At 55.7% G+C, this 17,453-nt stretch carries 15 protein-coding genes; 10 read left to right on the top strand and 5 right to left on the bottom strand.

Annotated features, from left to right (window positions below; all coding sequences use genetic code 11):
- The first annotated feature begins 107 nt into the window (after window positions 1-107).
- The 3 genes from KJI95_RS07440 to KJI95_RS07450 all read left to right on the top strand — a co-directional run bounded on the left by KJI95_RS07440 (window position 108) and on the right by KJI95_RS07450 (window position 2,195).
- Window positions 108-935: an N-acetyl-ornithine deacetylase gene (locus KJI95_RS07440; RefSeq protein ID WP_214506549.1), complete on the top strand. Its 828-nt coding sequence runs from the start codon at window positions 108-110 to the stop codon at window positions 933-935.
- Between the two features lie 257 nt (window positions 936-1,192).
- Window positions 1,193-1,738 carry a GNAT family N-acetyltransferase gene (locus KJI95_RS07445; RefSeq protein ID WP_214506550.1) on the top strand — a complete coding sequence of 182 codons (546 nt, stop codon included), beginning with the start codon at window positions 1,193-1,195 and terminating at the stop codon, window positions 1,736-1,738.
- 166 nt (window positions 1,739-1,904) lie between these two features.
- Window positions 1,905-2,195, top strand: coding sequence for a hypothetical protein (locus tag KJI95_RS07450; RefSeq protein ID WP_214506551.1), 291 nt, complete (start codon window positions 1,905-1,907; stop codon window positions 2,193-2,195).
- Between the two features lie 235 nt (window positions 2,196-2,430).
- Here KJI95_RS07450 and KJI95_RS07455 read toward each other — a convergent pair whose 3' ends face one another.
- From KJI95_RS07455 to KJI95_RS07465, 3 genes are all read right to left on the bottom strand, one after another.
- The gene (locus KJI95_RS07455) at window positions 2,431-3,345 is read right to left on the bottom strand and encodes a L,D-transpeptidase family protein (RefSeq protein ID WP_349356718.1); all 915 of its coding nucleotides are present in this window, start codon (window positions 3,343-3,345) and stop codon (window positions 2,431-2,433) included.
- A gap of 182 nt (window positions 3,346-3,527) precedes the next feature.
- Window positions 3,528-5,069, bottom strand: coding sequence for a nitric oxide reductase transcriptional regulator NorR (norR, locus tag KJI95_RS07460; RefSeq protein WP_214506553.1), 1,542 nt, complete (start codon window positions 5,067-5,069; stop codon window positions 3,528-3,530).
- Between the two features lie 294 nt (window positions 5,070-5,363).
- Window positions 5,364-7,640: a nitric-oxide reductase large subunit gene (locus KJI95_RS07465; RefSeq protein WP_214506554.1), complete on the bottom strand. Its 2,277-nt coding sequence runs from the start codon at window positions 7,638-7,640 to the stop codon at window positions 5,364-5,366.
- A 370-nt stretch (window positions 7,641-8,010) separates the two neighbouring features.
- On the opposite strand from KJI95_RS07465, the gene KJI95_RS07470 reads away from it, so the two are divergent.
- The gene (locus tag KJI95_RS07470; protein ID WP_214506555.1) at window positions 8,011-9,732 is read left to right on the top strand and encodes a potassium/proton antiporter; all 1,722 of its coding nucleotides are present in this window, start codon (window positions 8,011-8,013) and stop codon (window positions 9,730-9,732) included.
- Window positions 9,733-9,911: 179 nt separating this feature from the next.
- Here KJI95_RS07470 and KJI95_RS07475 read toward each other — a convergent pair whose 3' ends face one another.
- Window positions 9,912-10,838: an LpxL/LpxP family Kdo(2)-lipid IV(A) lauroyl/palmitoleoyl acyltransferase gene (locus KJI95_RS07475; protein WP_214506556.1), complete on the bottom strand. Its 927-nt coding sequence runs from the start codon at window positions 10,836-10,838 to the stop codon at window positions 9,912-9,914.
- Window positions 10,839-10,952: 114 nt separating this feature from the next.
- Between KJI95_RS07475 and hldE the strand changes: the two genes are divergently transcribed.
- From hldE to KJI95_RS07490, 3 genes are all read left to right on the top strand, one after another.
- Complete coding sequence (gene hldE, locus KJI95_RS07480; protein ID WP_214506557.1) at window positions 10,953-12,383, top strand: bifunctional D-glycero-beta-D-manno-heptose-7-phosphate kinase/D-glycero-beta-D-manno-heptose 1-phosphate adenylyltransferase HldE; 1,431 nt, start codon at window positions 10,953-10,955, stop codon at window positions 12,381-12,383.
- A gap of 1 nt (window position 12,384) precedes the next feature.
- Window positions 12,385-13,362: a hypothetical protein gene (locus tag KJI95_RS07485; RefSeq protein ID WP_214506558.1), complete on the top strand. Its 978-nt coding sequence runs from the start codon at window positions 12,385-12,387 to the stop codon at window positions 13,360-13,362.
- Between the two features lie 144 nt (window positions 13,363-13,506).
- Window positions 13,507-13,998: a TetR family transcriptional regulator gene (locus KJI95_RS07490; protein ID WP_214506559.1), complete on the top strand. Its 492-nt coding sequence runs from the start codon at window positions 13,507-13,509 to the stop codon at window positions 13,996-13,998.
- A 133-nt stretch (window positions 13,999-14,131) separates the two neighbouring features.
- Here the strand turns inward: KJI95_RS07490 and KJI95_RS07495 are convergent, their stop codons facing one another.
- Window positions 14,132-14,395, bottom strand: coding sequence for a hypothetical protein (locus tag KJI95_RS07495; RefSeq protein ID WP_214506560.1), 264 nt, complete (start codon window positions 14,393-14,395; stop codon window positions 14,132-14,134).
- A 702-nt stretch (window positions 14,396-15,097) separates the two neighbouring features.
- Here KJI95_RS07495 and trxC point away from each other — a divergent pair.
- The 3 genes from trxC to mtgA all read left to right on the top strand — a co-directional run bounded on the left by trxC (window position 15,098) and on the right by mtgA (window position 17,334).
- Window positions 15,098-15,520, top strand: a complete 423-nt coding sequence (trxC, locus tag KJI95_RS07500; protein WP_214506561.1) for a thioredoxin TrxC — start codon at window positions 15,098-15,100, stop codon at window positions 15,518-15,520.
- A 66-nt stretch (window positions 15,521-15,586) separates the two neighbouring features.
- Window positions 15,587-16,471, top strand: coding sequence for a hypothetical protein (locus KJI95_RS07505; protein WP_214506562.1), 885 nt, complete (start codon window positions 15,587-15,589; stop codon window positions 16,469-16,471).
- 155 nt (window positions 16,472-16,626) lie between these two features.
- Window positions 16,627-17,334, top strand: a complete 708-nt coding sequence (gene mtgA / locus KJI95_RS07510) for a monofunctional biosynthetic peptidoglycan transglycosylase (RefSeq protein WP_250885696.1) — start codon at window positions 16,627-16,629, stop codon at window positions 17,332-17,334.
- Window positions 17,335-17,453: the final 119 nt, after the last annotated feature.

Consider the following 17,453-nt stretch of genomic DNA (forward strand, 5'->3'; position numbering starts at 1 on the left):
CCAGGAATTTCTGATCCAATCCGTGGAATGCGATTCAGTTTTTCATCTTTATTGATATGATGGCAAGTGCTTCCTCTTACCCAAATACAATTGCAAGGATGTGTTTCATGAGTCGCAACCCCTTTGAGTCCTTTGTCTGGCACAGTGAGATTTTTGAGTGCAACAGCAATGACATAGGACGCTTTTCTGCTCTGCTCGATGCCGAAGTGGCGCGTCTGGGCTTAAGTACCAAGACCCTGGGCCAGGCCGGCAGCCATCCGCTGCAATTACTGCAGTCACCGGGGCAGAAAGGGGGATTGCCAAACTTACTGATCAGCGCCGGTTTTCATGGTGAAGAGTCTGCCGGTCCATGGGGGCTGTTGTACTTTTTATCCCAGCTCGACAGCGCCGTGTTCGAGCGGGTCAACTTAAGCCTGCTGCCGCTGGTTAACCCAACAGGTTTTGCCAAGGGGCACAGATTCAACGAGCTGGGTGAAAACCCCAACCGTGGTTTTTATGTGGAAAACGGTAAACCCAAGGTGGGCGAAGATACCTCCCACGAGGGTAAAATCCTGATGGAGCACGCCCACCTGCTGCAGGTGGCGAGCCGCGATGGCATTCTCACCTGCCATGAAGATGTGCTGATGCACGACACCTATGTTTACAGCTTTGAGCCGCGCCAGACCCCGGGCCGCCTGAGCCATGCCCTGCGTGATGCGCTGGGACAGTATTTCCCCATTGCCGCCGATGGTCATATCGATGAGTGTCCGGTGCAGGATGGCGTGATTTTCAACCACTTCGACACCTCGTTTGAGTCGTTTTTGGTGCGAAGCGGCGCCCGCGTTGGCTGCTGCAGCGAAACCCCGGCTCAGCAAAAACTCGACCAGCGTATTCTGGCCAATGCCGCGGTGATGAGCACCTTCCTCGACCTGCTGGCGCCGGCCGAAGAGGAATAAGCTCCAGCCAAGCTCTGGATTAGGTTAAGGCGTGTAAAACCTTGCAAGCCTCTGTGCTTGCAAGGCGCTTAAGCCTTGTTTGTGGGCGGCTGTGTGTTTCTGTCAGCGCGTCTTTTGATGCTTCAGCTCCGCTTTTGTGATTTACAGCTCAGCCAGCCGTGCTCGCAGGCGTCATTTTGCCAATACTGGCTGCGGCTACTGTTATTATCCATTGTCATTATTTAACGCCGAGCAATTGCGGCCAGACAGGAGTTGTCATGTCCATCATTATCCGCGATGAATTCCCCGCCGATATCGAAGCTATCCACGCCCTGACTATTGCGGCGTTTGCCAATGCGCCACACACAGACAATACCGAGCAGTTTATCGTGAAGGCACTGCGTGACAGCGGCGCGCTGGCGCTGTCGCTGGTGGCCCAGCTGGGTGCTGCGGAATTGGTGAATGGCGGTGAGGATGGCAAGCAGTTGGTCGGTCATGTGGCGCTGTCCCGGGTCGAGATTATTGGTAACGGCAGTGAGCTTGATTGGTTCGGCCTTGGCCCGATTTCAGTCGCGCCGGCGCAGCAGCGACAAGGCATAGGGACCGAGCTTATGCTGGCGGCGATGGCTCGGCTTGAGGCGCTTGGCGCCGGTGGCTGTGTGCTGCTTGGCGACCCTGCCTATTATCAGCGTTTTGGATTTGCACCCGTGCCCGGTTTGGTGCTGCCCGGGGTGCCGCCTGAGTATTTTATGGCGCGCCGCTTTGCCGGCGACTGGCCTGCCGGCGAGGTGCGCTATCACAGCGCCTTTTCAGCAACAGACTAAACAGCGCGTCAGTCTCAGGTAAACCGCCTTCGCAGCCGTTGGATTTGATGGGCTGATGCATGAGTGTTGCATTTTTTACCCAAAAACTGCTTAGCTTAGTCTTATGGTTACAGCGCTGAGATAGTCAGCGCTGCGGCGTCCGGCACTATTGGAACTGGGGCTAAATATGGAACAGCGACTGCAGAGTAAAAATGCCTTTTTCTGGTTATTGGGTGTAACAGGTCTGGTTCTCACCATGCCGTTTGTGGCCATGCAACTTGGCGCAGATGTGCATTGGAGTGGCGCCGATTTTGTGGTGATGGCGGCTTTGCTGCTGACAACGGGCACTGCGCTTATCCTGCTTGCCCGAAAGTTACCACCGAGGCGATTTGCCGCAGCCGCAGTGCTGGTGCTGCTGGGGTTTGTTCTTGTTTGGGCCGAGCTTGCCGTGGGGCTGGTATTTGGTATCGGCTCTTAGACTCTAGAATCTAGAATCTAGAATCTAGAATCTAGAATCTAGACTCTGGATTCATGGGCTGGTAGAGAAGAGGTTTGATATCAGTCCTTTACTTTCATAAACCCAAGCGTCAGCCAGATGGGTTTAAGGGTATTGTATTAAGAGTTCTCCTGCCGGAACAGAAACGCCATAAATCAAAAAGCCGCCCTTGGGCGGCTTTTGGCTATCCTGGATTTATCAATCAGCGCAAGTGCTATCAGGGATTGATACGCAGCGGCATGCCGGTGCGCTCTTCGATAGCACGCTTGAGCAGGAATGAGTCCGTCTCAGCGTGGGCGACGAAGCGGCTGATAGCCGGAGTCAGGTTCAGCGGCACCTGGGCGGTGGAGTTGAACTCGGCTTCGGTGCGCGACAGCGGCTGATGCACTTCCAGATAACGGCCGCCATCGGGTTCAACGGTGGCTTTTACCGGCTGGTTAACAAACTGCACCCGGGTACCCACAGGCACAGTGTTGAACAGGTGCTCGATGTCTTCGTGGCGCAGACGCACGCAGCCCTGGCTTACCCGCAGACCAATACCAAAGGTGGCGTTGGTGCCGTGGATGGCGTACAGGTTGCCAATGTACAGGGCAAACAGACCCATAGGGTTATCCGGACCTGCTGGCCACACGGCTGGCAGGGTCACACCCTTGGCGGCGTATTCTTTGCGGATGCGCGGCGTTGGGGTCCAGGTTGGGTTAGCGCGCTTGCGCTGTACGCTGGTCACCCAGTTTTCCGGCGTGTCACGACCTACCTGACCGATACCGATAGGCAGCACTTCTACGGTTTTCTTACCCTTGGGGTAATAGTAGAGGCGCATCTCGGCGATGTTGATGATGATGCCGTCGCGTGGGGCGTCCGGCAGGATCAGCTGGTGCGGGATGATCAGGGTGCTGCCGGGTTTAGGCAGGAAGGGATCAACGCCCGGGTTGGCTTCAATCAGGTTCGACAGGCCAAGCTGGAACTGGTTGGCGATGTCTTCCAGGGTGCGTTTATCATCTGGCACCACGTAAAACTGATTCTCACCAATCAGACGGCTTTCCTTTTCTGGCAGCGGATAAACGACCGCCAGCGCGGACTGACACAGGCTAAGCAGACCTGCGGCAATACTCAATTTTATAAAACGCGTAATCAAGATGGTTGCTCTCTTTGGCATGGCCCAATCCGGGGGCGCTCTGGAAGCCTTCTTAAGTCTCTCCCTGGCGAAGCACGCATCCTCATAGAAATCGTCGAGAATTTCAACTGAAATTTGTCAATTCACTGCATTGAGGTCAATGCAAACCGCCGTGGCTGGCATCACCTCATCCTTTTAGTTCAATCTTTTATGCCAAGGCGTTTGGCGAGCCGGTGCAGGTTGCCAGGATCTATGCCAAGGGCGCGGGCACAGGCGGCCCAGTTGCCCTTATTGGCGGCAAGGCAGGAGCGAATATGGCGGGCCTGAAAGGCATCGCTTGCTTCGCGAAGCGGCTGGCCGTTAAAGCCTGTCTGCTCGTCTGCTGACACTGTGCCTGAAACCATTCGACTGTCATTCAGGCTGCGGCTGTCGCCAATGGCGAGCATGGCTGAGGTGATAAGCACGTCGGTGCCATCGCTCGAGGCGCGGGCTATGGTGGCGGCACGCTTTATTACATGCTCAAGCTCGCGCACGTTGCCGGGCCAGTCGTGGCGTTTTATCCGGCTTAAGGCGTCTGAGCCCAGACGCAGCTGCGACAGGCGCAGCGACTTACGGCTCTGCTCCAGAAAATGACCGCACAGGGCGCCTATGTCATCGATTCTGTCCCGAAGAGGCGGCACATGCAGCGGAAACACGCTCAGGCGATGGTAAAGGTCGGCGCGAAAACGGCCCGCCAGCACTTCCTGTTTCAGATCTTTATTGGTAGCGGCAATGATGCGGACATCGACCTTGATATTGCGGTCATCGCCGATGCGCTGCACATCGCCGTATTGCAGTACCCGCAGCAGCTTGGCCTGCAGCCCAAGCGGCAGTTCACCGATTTCATCCAAAAACAGGGTGCCCTTGTCGGCAGTCTCGAATTTGCCGCTGCGATGGCTGATGGCACCGGTAAAGGCGCCTTTGACGTGGCCAAAGAGTTCGCTCTCGGCCACAGATTCAGGCAGGGCGGCGCAGTTAAGGTACACCAATGCTTTTGCCGCGCGGTGACTTGCCTGATGTACCTCCTTGGCGACCAGCTCTTTGCCGGTGCCGGTTTCACCGAGAATAAGCACGTTTAAATCAGTCCCCGCTACCGCAAGAATTTCCTGCCGCAGGCTCTCCATTGAGGCTGCCGTGCCTATCATCGGCTGATGTTCATCGCTCTGCTGCGGGCTTACCGGCCCCACCAGTGCGAGGCGCTCGAGTTTTTCAAGCAGCAGCGCGTTTTTAAGGGACGCGGCGCTTAAGGCCCCGAGTGCCCGCAGCTCCATCAGCCCAAGGGCATCAAAGCGCTTGGGGTCAAACGCATCCAGCGTCAGGGCGCCAATCAGCTTTTCGCCGTCAAACAGTGGCAGGCCGATACAGGCATGTACTTCGAGTCTGTCGTCCTGATTGGGAATAAGGCCATCGTAAGGGTCGGGCAATTCACTGTCGTGGGGGAAGCGCACCGGATCGCCTGCGCGGGCGATGGCTTCAAGCCTCGGGTGCGAGTCGATGGCAAAGTGGCGTCCGGCAACGTCCTCGGCAAGGCCTGCGGTGGCGAGCGGCACAAAGTGGCGGCCACGGAACTCAAGCAGTGCGGCGGCATCGCAGCCAAGATTCGCCTTCACGGTTTCTACCAGCCTGGCAAAGCGGTCGCGGTGCGACAGCCCAGAGGTAATATCGAGCGCGATGCGGGTAAGTAAGGTTTGACTGAGAGACATGCGGTATCGACCCTGATTTGCTTGAAAATGAAACTCACACTGAGCATACGCCGCGCCGCCCTGGTTGTCATTTTGACAAATAGGATGGGTGAGACCGGCGTACTCTTTTTTCTGCTGTTGTCACTGCAGCGGTGTTTTTTTATAGCTGTGCTTCCTCGTGGTTTTGACAAGTGGCTCGTCAGGAAAAGGGGAGCCTGGGCTCCCCTTTGTTACTTATCAGGCCGAATCCTTGTTAACGATTCTTACCTAATGATCCGGACTGAAAGTTTCGGACTGAAAGGCATTGACCGCCCATCAGGCCGCAGCGCCGTCGGCGACCGCGATGGCTTTGCGCCATGGTAACCTGCGAAGCAAATCCACCAGAAAGGCCGCGAGGAATATGCCGCCTGCGGCAAAAATCACATCGCCAACCACCCTCAGCCACACCAGGGTTTCAACCGTGCTGCTGTGGATGACCTCGGGTGAGCGGGCATACCAGTAACCTTGTTCAATCACCGCAAAGAACTGGGTAATACCCACCGGCAGCAGCGACATAAACACCATGGCCGCAAGACCGAGGTTCAGGCTCCAGAAAGCGCCTTTGAGAAGCTTGTCGTTCCACTGCATCTCCAGGGTGAGACCCCGGACACAGGAGAGCATCAGGCCAATACCGAGCATGCCGTAAACACCCATAAAGGCGGCGTGGCCATGGGTGGCGGTGGTGTTAAGCCCCTGAATAAAGTAGAGCGAAATCGGCGGATTAATCAGGAAGCCGAGCACGCCGGCACCGACCAAATTCCAGAAGGCGGTTGCCACAAAGAACATGATGGCCCAGTGATAACGCTGCATCCAGGGCGCCGCGCGGCGCAGGCGATAGCTTTCCACTGCTTCAAAGCCAATCAGCGCCAGCGGTACCACTTCGAGTGCCGAGAAAATCGAGCCCCAGGCAATCACAGAATTGGTGGTGCCGGTAAAGTACAGATGGTGCAGGGTGCCGATAAGGCCACCGGTGAGGAAGATGACTGTGGCGAACAACACGGCAGCATTGGCGCTGCGGGCACGGATAAGCCCAAGGCGAACCAGCAGCAGCGCAATCACCGAGGTGGCAAAGGTTTCAAAGAAGCCTTCAACCCACAGATGCACCACCCACCAGCGCCAGTATTCGGCGATGGCGAGGTTGGAGTGCTTGCCCATAAAGAGGCCGGCACCGTAAAAGAGGCCAATGGCAACACAGGAGGCGTACAGCACCCAGATCACCGGCCGCACCTCACCCTGAGTCTTCAGAGCTGGGCGGATTGCGGCAGTCACCAGCGCCAACCAAATCATCAGGCCGCCAAGCAGCAGAATTTGCCATACACGGCCAAGGTCAACGTACTCATAGCCCTGATGACCAAAGAGGAAGTTGTTATCGAGACTGAAATACTGCTGCACCCCCAGCCACTCACCGGCCATGGAGCCAAGCACGACCACGACCAGCGCCGCCCAGAGCACATTCACGCCAAGGCGCTGATATTTGGGCTCATAACCCGACAGCGCAGGGGCTATGTAAAGGCCGGTACCAAGCCAGGCGGTGGCAATCCAGAACACCGCAAGCTGGGTGTGCCAGGTGCGGGTAACTGAGTAGGGTAGGATTTCAGCCAGGGGAAGGCCGTAAAACTGCTGACCTTCCACCGCATAGTGCGCCGTGATCCCTCCAAGCACGATTTGCAGTAAAAACAGGCCAATAGCGGTAATGAAGTACTTACCGACGGCCTTTTGCGACGGGGTTGGTTTGAAGCGGTGCAGCGGATCTTCGGCTGCTGGCAGCGGCAGCGGCTCTTCTTTACCGGCGGCGTGGTGCCATACCAGCGCGCCTATCCCGGCTATCAGGGTGACGATACTTAAAATCGACCAAACAATGTTGTCGGAGGTCGGCGTATTGCCAAGCTGCGGGTCATAAGGCCAGTTGGCGGTGTAGGTGTAATTCTCACCCGGGCGCTCGGTGATGGCGGCCCAGGCACTCCAGAAGATAAAGGCGGTCAGCTGCGAGCGGCGACCTTCATCGGGGATGGTGCCTTCTTTCATCGCATATTGCTCGCGCAGGGTTTGCATGGCGGCATCATCGCCAAACAGTGCCGTATAATGGGCAGCGGTTTGCTTGATGGCGGCAATGCGGGTGTCGCTTAAACTGACCCGGACATTGTCTCCGCTCTGAAACACGGTATTGCGGCGCATATCATCCCGAAGTTGCTGCTCAAGCGCAGCCTGCTGGCTGTTATCCAGCGCAGCAAAGTCGAGCCCAAATTGGGCGCGGGCGCTGATATTGAGCCAGGCCTGGGCTTCCAGATGCAGCCAATCGGCCGACCAATCGGGCGCTACATAAGAGCCGTGACCCCAGATGGAGCCAAGCTGATGCCCACCCATAGAGCGCCATACCAATTGCCCCTGCTGCACATCCTCCTTGGTAAACAGGGTTTGCCCGCTGTCACTGCTGAATGTATCGGGGATGGGCGGCATCTCCCGATAAATTTCACTGCCAAGACTCAGCAGTACCGAAAAAGATGCAATCAGCACTATCAGCAGTGCGATTGCCGTTTTACGTAATGAACTCATCAAGACCTCTCCAGCGCTTGTTCTAATGTCATTCACACATTCGCAGGAAACGTGCCAGATAAAGAAAGTCTTTATTTACAGTGTCATGTATCTTTCGTGATGGCTTTTAATGTCATATGGACAATTGTCATGGTGGTTAAAAAGACAGTTGTGCTATCAAAAAGACACTGATTAAAGTGTGTGCAGTTTGCTTGGTTGGTGGGATTTGCAGTAAATCAAATGAAATGGCGGTATTTTTCAATAATTGTTATTTAATCCCCTGTGAAACATGGTTATTTACTCAGGTTTTTAACATTAAATTTGGTTTAAAGCTGCGTCCGATGCTAAGGTTTTTGCTATAATTGGCAGGATTTTTTGCTTGGGAGGTGTTATGGGCGCTGAAAACATGAATTTGCTCTTTCTGGTTGGCGCTCTGCTGGTCGCTGTAAGTGTGGTGATTAGCCCGCTGTCCTCCCGCCTCGGGGTGCCTATTCTGCTGGTGTTTCTGGCAGTGGGGATCCTCGCCGGTGAAGATGGCCCCGGCGGCATTCTGTTCAATGACTATTCCACGGCTTATCTGGTCAGTAACCTCGCGCTGGCGGTGATTTTGCTCGACGGCGGTCTTCGCACCAAGATGAGCAGTTTTCGGCTGGCGCTGTGGCCGTCGCTGTCGCTTGCGACCGTCGGGGTTGCGGTGACCACCGGTCTTACCGGTCTGATGGCGGCCTGGCTGTTTAATCTTGATTTGCTGGCGGGGCTCCTCATCGGCGCCATTGTCGGCAGTACCGATGCGGCGGCGGTGTTTTCACTGCTTAAAGGCAAGCCACTCAACGACCGGGTCGGGCCGACGCTGGAAATCGAATCCGGCAGTAACGACCCGATGGCGGTATTTTTAACCGTGACCCTGATTGCCATGATTGGCTCCGGCGGCGGTTTTGATACGCCGTCGCTGCTGACCAGCCTCCTGCTGCAGGCGCTGGTGGGGATGGCGGCCGGCATTGGCGGTGGCTACCTGATGTGGCGGCTGGTGAATCACAGCATTCTTGCCGATGGCCTGTATCCGATTTTGGTGCTCTCCGGTGGCCTGATGTTGTTTGCGCTGTCAAACAGCCTTGGCGGCAGCGGCATCTTGTCGATTTATCTTTATGGCCTGTTTCTTGGTAATCGCGGCATGCGCGGCAAACACAGCACCCTGGCGGTGATGGATGGCCTGACCTGGCTTGCGCAAATCGGCATGTTTTTGGTGCTGGGGCTTTTGCTTACGCCATCCTCCCTGCTGCCGGTATTGCTGCCGGGCATAGGGTTGGCGCTGGGGATGATTTTTATCGCACGGCCACTGGCGGTGTGGTTAAGCCTGGCGCCGTTTCGTGGTTTTGCCGCCCGTGAGCGCTGGTTTATCAGCTGGGTGGGGCTTAGGGGCGCGGTGCCGATTATTCTGGCGGTGTTTCCTATGATGGCGGGGCTGCCCAACGCGGCGCTGTATTTCAATCTCGCCTTTTGCGTGGTGTTGGTGTCTTTGCTGCTGCAGGGAACCACAGTGCCGCTGGCGATGAAGCTTGCCCGGGTTGGTCTGCCGCCAAAGCCTGAGCCTGTGAGCCGCGCCGGAGTGGATATCTTCCCGGCGAGCGAGTGGGAGATTTTTGTTTACCGCCTCAAAGAGCAAAAGTGGTGTGTCGGTGAGCCGCTTAAAAAGCTTGCCATGCCGGAAGGCACCCGCATTGCCGCGCTGTTTCGGGACAAGGTGCTGCTGCACCCCTCCGGCAGTACCGTGCTTGCCGCCGACGATGTGCTGTGTGTGCTTGGGCAGGAAAAAGACTTGCCGGCACTGTCGCAGCTTTTCAGTGAGGCGCCGCTGGCCGAGGGCATGTCCGGCTTTTTTGGTGACTTTATGCTGGATCCCAAGGTGCGGCTGGATGAACTGGCGCCGCTTTACGGCCTGTCGCTCACTGACGATGAACAGGGTTTGACCCTGGGTGAACTGTGCCTGCGTGAGCTGGGTAAATCGCCGGTGGAAGGGGACGTATTTGTCTGGCAGGGCTGCGAGTGGGTGGTGGCCGCCCTCGAAGGCGATTGTCCGTCGTCACTCGGGTTAAGGCTCCACGCAGCGGCCTGAGTGGCGGCTGAATATGTCGAATAAACAATTATCTGCACAATAATCAGAAGCTGACAAAAGAGACTGAAAAAGAAGCAGAAAAGAGACTGAAAAAAGAGACTGAACCCGGGTTCAGCCTCTTTTTTTTATTCGTCGTCGCTCAAATGGATACCGATGAGCTGTGCCCTTGGCAATAAGGCTCAGCGGTACAGGGACGGGTCATCTTCATTCGGGCGGGTCTTGAAGCGGCGGTGCAGCCACATGTACTGGGCTGGATTGCGGGAGATGATAGATTCAACAATGCCGTTGCCGCGAATGGCATCTGCTACCTCATCTTCGCCGGGGAAATCCTCCAGCGGCGGCATAATTTCGATGTTGTAGCCGCTGTCATCGGCGTTACGCTCAACAAAAAACGGCAGTACCCGCGCCTTACCGAGCTTGGCAAGGGTGGTGGCGCCGGTGATGGTGGCCGCATCCGGCACCGCAAAAAACGGAATAAACACCGCCGATGAACGGCCAAAATCCTGATCGGCCGTGTACCAAATCACCTCGGGCGCACGCAGGCAACGCACCATCTGGCGCAGATCCCGTTTGGGCACCAGCGCCTTGTTGGAGCGCAGCCGTCCTTTCACCTGCAGATATTCCATCACCGCATTGTTGTGGGGACGATACACGCCAACCCCCGGCTGAAACTGACCGAAAATCCGCGCGCCCATCTCCAGCGGCAGACAATGCACCGCAAACAGGATAACCCCCTGACCATCGGCAAGGCTCTGCTCTACGTGTTCGCGGCCTTTTATGTGCATATGGGACTGGATGCGCTCATCGCTCCACCACCAGGCACAGATGGTGTCGAACACGGCCTTGCCGGTTTCTTCAAAGTTGCGTTTGAACAGCTGCTCGCGCTCGGCTTCGCTCATGTCGGGGAAGCACAGTTCCAGATTGCGTCTGGCGGTATTGCTGCGACTGCCGGCAATCAGCCGAACCAGATTGCCAAGGCCAGCGCCAAGTTTCATCTGCCAGCGCAGTGGCAGCCAGGACAGGAGGCGCATCAACCCAACGCCGAGCCACAGCAGCCAGTATTTGGGGTGATACAGGTGATTGGAAAATTGTGCGCTTTCGACCACTTGGTGTTCACTCTCAACGAAAAATTAGTCGCTATTCTAACGCAAAACAGGCGCAACACAGGGAGAAAATTGGGTACAATCGGCGATTAATTCAGTCAAACGCATGTGAGTCATATGAAGGTTACACTGCCAGCTTTTGAAAAGGCCCGGGTTCTGGTTGTCGGCGATGTGATGCTCGACCGCTACTGGGTCGGTCCCACCGGTCGTATTTCGCCCGAGGCGCCTGTGCCAGTGGTTCGCATCAATCAAATCGAAGACAGACCCGGCGGCGCAGCCAACGTGGCGCTGAACATCGCGACCCTCGGCGGTCAGGTGCAACTTGCGGGGCTGGTGGGTAAAGATGATACCGCCGCCGCGCTTACCCGTGGGGTGCAGGCGCTCGGTGTGGAGCCGCGCTGGCTCGAAGTGGCCGACAAGCCCACCATCACCAAGCTGAGGGTTTTGTCGCGCAATCAGCAGCTTATCCGGCTTGATTTTGAAGAATCCTTTGAGCGCGCCGACAGCGATGCGCTGCTTGCCCATGCCGAGGCCGAGCTTACCGGCGTGGATGTGGTGGTGCTGTCAGACTACGCCAAGGGCGCGATTGCCGAGCCGGCTGAGTTTATCGCCCGTGCCCGCGCCAAAGGCGTCAAAGTGCTGGTTGACCCCAAAGGCAGTGATTTTGGCCGTTACCGCGGCGCGTTTTTGCTGACCCCGAACATGAGCGAGTTTGAAGCCGTGGTGGGCGCCGTGAAAAGCGAAGCGGATCTTGTTGCCAAGGCGCAGCAGCTTATCCGCGATTATCAGTTTGATGCGCTGTTGGTGACCCGCTCCGAAAAGGGCATGACCCTAATCACCCCCAACGGGCCAGAGCTGCACATTCCCACCGTGGCCCGCGAAGTGTATGACGTTACCGGCGCCGGTGATACCGTGATTTCGGCGCTGGCCACCGCCATTGCCGCCGGCGCTGAACTTGCTCAGGCCTGCGCCATCGCCAATACCGCCGCCGGTGTGGTGGTGGGTAAACTCGGCACCTCCACCGTGAGCCGGATTGAGCTGATTGAAGCGCTTAAAAACCATCAGGGCGAGTCCGGTGTGGGTGTGGTGAGTGAAGATCAGCTGGTGTATGCCCTCGAGCAGGCCAAGCTTCGCGGCGAACGCATTGTGATGACCAACGGCTGCTTCGACATTCTGCACGCGGGTCATGTGAGCTATCTTGCCCAGGCGCGCGCCCTTGGCGACCGGCTGATTGTGGCGGTAAACGATGATGATTCGGTGCGACGTCTTAAGGGCGATGGCCGTCCGGTCAACTCGGTTGACCGGCGCATGACGGTGCTGGCGGCACTGGCTTCGGTGGATTGGGTGGTGCCTTTCAGTGAAGACACGCCGCAGCGCATTATCGCCCGCTTACTGCCGGATCTGTTGGTTAAAGGCGGCGACTACAAAATCGAAGACATCGCCGGCGGCGCCGAGGTGATGGCCAATGGCGGCCAGGTGAAGGTGCTCGGGTTTGAAGATGGGGTATCAACCACAGCCATCATTCAAAACATCATGAGCAAGCACTGAGATGCCAGGGGCCCCATGGCTGCAATTAAGCCTGTGGGCCCTGCTGACGGCCACGGGTGCCAATGCCGCTGAGCCTTTAGAGCTCGCTGAGCCATTAGAACTTGCTGAGACCACCAAGCCTGTTGCTCAAGTTGCCGGCTTGCCCGCCGCAAGCACAGCTGCGGGCGAGCGCAACCTTCGCCTTGAGCAGGTAGCAGATAAAGTGGCGCTGATTTGTCATCCGGATCAACTGGATGAATGCCTTGCGGGTTTTACCCCAACAACGCAGCCGCTATCGCAGGATCTTGCGCCGCTGCTTCGTTCTCGCCTTGGTTATCGCAGCGCACTGGCAGCGCCTTTAACCCATCCTGAAATTGCCGGCATAGTGCTGTGGGCGCCCGAGCGTGAAGCACGGATGCTCGATGCCATAGTGGATGGCAAGCTTCTTACCTTAACCTTATCCCAGCAGCCGCAGCTGACCCTTTGGCATGAACTCGGCCATTTGCAAGTACATGCCCTGCAGGGCGGGATCTTGCCCGAAGCCCTCAGCGCCCATGAGCAGGAAGTGCTGGCCGATGCCTATCTCTACTGGCGCATTGCCCGCGAGTACGGCGACTTGGCGCTTGCCTGGCAGCAGTTCCATCGCCGCAACCTGCAGGTGATGAGTGATATCAGTCATTTGTCGCACTGGAGCTCGGTTTCGCTACTGCCTTTGCTGCAGCAAAACTCTGCGGTCGATCTGGCATATTTCACTGGCTTTGATGTGTTTTGCCAGAATTTTTATCCATCAATAAAACGCTGGGATGATGCTGAGCTGGCCGAGTTTGCCAGTTTGCTGCATCAGCTGTTTTCGGCCTCGACGCTACATATGTTGCCCGACTATTTGTACTGGCGAAAACCTGCGTTGACCCCCGTCATTACACCAACTCTTGAGTATTTACTTGGTTCTGAGTCAGCCAGCATCTGGCTTTCAAAGAAACATTTGTTAATCAAAAGTTAACCACTCAGAGCCTTCTGCTGACGCAAGCTGAACATGAGCTGAACCAAAGTCATATACTCTTGCCGTTGGTCCTTTTTTGGCAGTAATCCCTCTAATGCTTTGGTAAGCTCTCGGCAACAAAAATAACAACGGGGGATACATTTCATGGCGAAACGTTCCAAAGTACAGACTGAGCAAACCATTAATCAGATCATGGATGAGGCACTCAAACAGATCCTGAGTATTGGCTTTGATGCTATGTCCTATACCACGCTGTCGGAAGCGACCGGTATAAGCCGGACTGGTATCAGTCATCATTTCCCGAAGAAAACGGATTTTCTGGTCAAACTCGACGCCCGTATTGGTCGTTTGTTTTTGGCTGCGCTGGATTTTTCCGGCATTGAAGCGCTGGAGCGCTCCTGGATGCAGGCGATGCGTGAAAGCCATTACCGCGCGGTTCTCAAGTTGTTTTTCAGCCTCTGTGGCAGCAGTGAGCGTGAAATTACCTTGTTCCGGGCGGTGGCAAATGCGCGCGAAAACGCGATTATCGAGCTGGGTGCAGCCGGTGAGAAAACCATCAACCAACTGCTGGGTCGTACCGCGGTGATGTTGCTGGCCGACACCGAATCAGGCCTTGCCAATCAGCAAGCGGCGTGAATCGAGCCCATCAGTGGGAAATCAGAAGGCTGGCAATCTGCCCGGCCTGAAATAAAAAGGAGCCAGAACTGGCTCCTTTTTATTTTGACCGAATCGCAGCACTTACAAGGTTCATCCAAAATTTATCAATGGCTTACTGTCTAAGGCTGATCTTCGGGGTAAAATCGACTTCACCCCAATTGTCTATGGTTGCTACATCCACTCCAAGCCTTGTGATGGCAAGACTCAAATCACCCTGACGCCGGACAAACAATAGCTGATATCCGAGTTTGGACAGGGTGTAATAGGCAAACCTCTGTGCCGTTGATAATCTGTCCCAATGTTCAGTATTGGACAACTTGCTGCTGCGGCGGTCGTTTCGCTCCCTTTGGCCGCCATGGTTGGTACTTGCCTGCATTTGTGGCCTCCAACAATGACCCCTCAATACCACCAACCACAGGTGGTTCTCCTGTTATACCCCAATGGTTGGCGATAGCAACTGAACTAAAGGCTGTGGCAGTGTAAATAACTACCAATCTTAAGATTTGTGGGTAAATATAAAGAATTACGACAGCCGGGGCAGGGGCAGCAGGCTTAACTCACTGCTTATCCCGTCAGCAAAGGCCTGAGCCGGTGTCGGCCGTTTGCAGCGCTTTAAGCCGCATTTGAGGCAAGTATTTCAGGCAGCTATTTCAGGCTGCTAATTTTTAGGCTGAAAAGGGTTTAGCTTTGCCCCAAAATCCCACTCAAATCGGCGAGGGTTCAACTCTCAAACTTCCCAGCGTTTAAGTTGCTATTCCTTTGCCAGCGCCGGAGCGCGCTGCCGCAGGCTCTTTGCCTCATCAAGATCACCTAGGGCTCTGTTAGCTTCGCCTATCTGCCAGATGCCGCTCAGGCAATGCGATCCATAGCGCGAACCATAATGGACCAAGGAGGAGCGTACGACGAATTCCGCTTTTCATAACATAATACCGCTTTTCATTTTTATCCTTACTGGTTTACGCCCAACAAAGCTGCCAAAGATAGGCTGAAACGCGAACAAATCCCGCGTGAGAGGCTTGTAAATAACGGACTAAGACCACATGTGATAAAGGCCCGCTGCATTATTTCTGGAGAAGCCATGATCCTTGCCTGCCCCCACTGCCATGGGTTAAACCGCGTACCCAATGAGCGCCTCGCTGACAAGCCTGTGTGCGGCCGCTGTAAATCGACGCTGTTTGCCGGCGCGCCGCTTGAGTTAACCGAGGCCAATTTTGATGCCCATGCGCTCAAATCTGAACTGCCGCTGGTGGTGGACTTTTGGGCCAGCTGGTGCGGCCCATGCCAGAGTTTTGCCCCTGTGTTTGCCGCAGCTGCGGCCGAGTTTGAACCTCAGTTTCGTTTTGGCAAACTCGATACTGAAGCCCAGCGAGCGCTCGCGGCCCGTTTTGCCATTCGCTCTATTCCCACTGTGATGATTATTCAGGGCGGCAAAGTGATTGCCCAGCAGGCAGGCGCGCTGCCAAAACAGGCGTTTGCCCAGTGGCTTAAACAATTTGCCTGATTTATCAGCAGTCTTTACCATGGTTCTCATGCTTGGGCCTGTGCCTTAAGCATTAGGAGGTAAGGTATGTTGGACGTGCGCTGCGCACCGGACGGCGAAGAGCCCAAGGTGTATTCGGTGTTTGGTTTTGCCAGGCTTGATGAAAATGAGCAGGAGCGGCTGAGACTGTCGCTCTATTGCCTTGGCTGCGGCGGCAGAGCCTACTTTCGCCGTGCCTCATCCGATGGCAAAGCCGCCTGTTTTGGCTCGCTGTACCATAAAGACGATTGCCCCGAGTATCGCCCAAGCGCTGCCCGCAAGGATGAAGAGGCCGCCGTCACTGAGGTGCAAAGCGTACTTGAGCATGATGACGGCCTGCATATCGACTTTGATGCGCCTGTGCGTACACCACGAAAAAAGCCCACCAATGCCGACAATAAAACTGTGCGCGAGTCTAAAAAGGAATACCTCGCCACAGTGCCTTCCACCGAAACCAGTCTTAAGCACGGCGAGCGCGAGGGACAAACCGAATCTTCGGTTACCACGCCCCGCCTTGGTCTTAAAAAACTGCTGCTGAGTTTGCTGCGCGGCAGCGAGCTTGCAGGCTCTGATCTCTGGGTATACACAGATGCGGTGCATCGCTGGCGCGCCAAAAACCTGTTTGTGAACTTTGCCGACGCCGAGCCAACCGAAAACGGCGCGCCGCGGATGTACTGGGGCACAATTTCCCACAGCGATAAAGACATGAACTGGCTAAATTCCGCCGAAAACCGCGAGCTTGGCATCGCCATTTCCGATATTCGCGAACCACTGAAAAAACGCTTTAATCTGACAGAACGTCGCGACCTTGAAGGCGCCGCCGTTATTCTGTTTGGTAAATGCTTTTATACCAAAGATAAAAGTCGCAAGATCATCAAGCCATGGAGCACAGATCCCAAGTGGGTGTATCTGTTGCCCTCACAGGACGAATAAGCAGGTCTCGCGTCGCAGATTGACTTTCACATGCGGTTTTTCCGTGGCTTAGGGTAGAATCTGGCGATTATCGCCCTTTGGGCTTGTTAATGTGCCCTCGGGGCGTTCTGCTGTGCCCTTGAGGCTGGCTGCTGTGTAGAAAGGATGATTTCATTTTGGCTTTTTCATTCAGCCGTTTACTGAAGACATCGCTTCGATGGGGGCTTCGGCTCAGCTTAGCGTTTGTTGTGCTCTCCGTTGCCCTGGTGGTGACTGTCACCTTTGTTGACCCGCCGACCTGGGCGTGGCGCATCGATCGCAGTTTGTTTCCCCCGAAGGACGACATCAAGGTGCGCCATTACTGGATTATGCTCGATGACATGTCGCCCAATATCCAGTTGGCGGTGATTGCCTCGGAAGATCAGCGCTTTATGGAGCATGGCGGCATAGATTTCGATGCCATTAAAACGGCGCTTGAAGACAGGGATGAAGGCGATACGCTGCGCGGTGCCAGCACGCTCACCCAGCAAACCGCCAAGAATCTGTTTTTGTGGTCGTCCCGCAGTTATGTGCGTAAAGGGCTGGAAGCCTGGTTTGCGCTGCTGCTCGACACCATTGCCGGCAAGCGTCGCACACTGGAACTGTATCTGAATATCGTGGAATTCGGTCCGGGCATTTACGGCGCCGAAGCGGCGGCGCGCTACTATTTTGGCAAAGGCGCCAAGTCGCTGACCAAGCGTGAGGCGGCGCTGCTCGCAGCCGTGCTGCCCAATCCGTGGAATTACCGTATCAAGCCGCCCACCAATTACATGAATCGTCGTGCCGATTGGATCACCCGCCAGATGCGCCAGCTTGGGATGAATACCTTAAAACCGCTGAACTAGTGTGTGGTGCAAGCCTTGCGTGCAAAGCGGCAAGCAAAGAGTAAGGACGCCTCGGCGTCCTTTTGTTTTGCCTGAATGAGCGCTGTGATTGTGCTGCAAAAGTCTTCAATTTGGGGGAA

The organism is Shewanella jiangmenensis (assembly GCF_018596335.1).
GTDB classification, from domain to species: Bacteria; Pseudomonadota; Gammaproteobacteria; order Enterobacterales; family Shewanellaceae; genus Shewanella; species Shewanella jiangmenensis.

What these genes read in the sequence shown, in the direction of transcription:
- KJI95_RS07440 (WP_214506549.1), top strand. Translation starts at nt 108, where the DNA reads ATGAGTCGCAACCCCTTTGAGTCCTTTGTCTGGCACAGTGAGATTTTT.
- KJI95_RS07445 (WP_214506550.1), top strand. Translation starts at nt 1,193, where the DNA reads ATGTCCATCATTATCCGCGATGAATTCCCCGCCGATATCGAAGCTATC.
- KJI95_RS07450 (WP_214506551.1), top strand. Translation starts at nt 1,905, where the DNA reads ATGGAACAGCGACTGCAGAGTAAAAATGCCTTTTTCTGGTTATTGGGT.
- norR (WP_214506553.1), bottom strand. Translation starts at nt 5,069, where the DNA reads ATGTCTCTCAGTCAAACCTTACTTACCCGCATCGCGCTCGATATTACC.
- KJI95_RS07465 (WP_214506554.1), bottom strand. Translation starts at nt 7,640, where the DNA reads ATGAGTTCATTACGTAAAACGGCAATCGCACTGCTGATAGTGCTGATT.
- KJI95_RS07470 (WP_214506555.1), top strand. Translation starts at nt 8,011, where the DNA reads ATGGGCGCTGAAAACATGAATTTGCTCTTTCTGGTTGGCGCTCTGCTG.
- hldE (WP_214506557.1), top strand. Translation starts at nt 10,953, where the DNA reads ATGAAGGTTACACTGCCAGCTTTTGAAAAGGCCCGGGTTCTGGTTGTC.
- KJI95_RS07485 (WP_214506558.1), top strand. Translation starts at nt 12,385, where the DNA reads ATGCCAGGGGCCCCATGGCTGCAATTAAGCCTGTGGGCCCTGCTGACG.
- KJI95_RS07490 (WP_214506559.1), top strand. Translation starts at nt 13,507, where the DNA reads ATGGCGAAACGTTCCAAAGTACAGACTGAGCAAACCATTAATCAGATC.
- KJI95_RS07495 (WP_214506560.1), bottom strand. Translation starts at nt 14,395, where the DNA reads ATGCAGGCAAGTACCAACCATGGCGGCCAAAGGGAGCGAAACGACCGC.
- trxC (WP_214506561.1), top strand. Translation starts at nt 15,098, where the DNA reads ATGATCCTTGCCTGCCCCCACTGCCATGGGTTAAACCGCGTACCCAAT.
- KJI95_RS07505 (WP_214506562.1), top strand. Translation starts at nt 15,587, where the DNA reads ATGTTGGACGTGCGCTGCGCACCGGACGGCGAAGAGCCCAAGGTGTAT.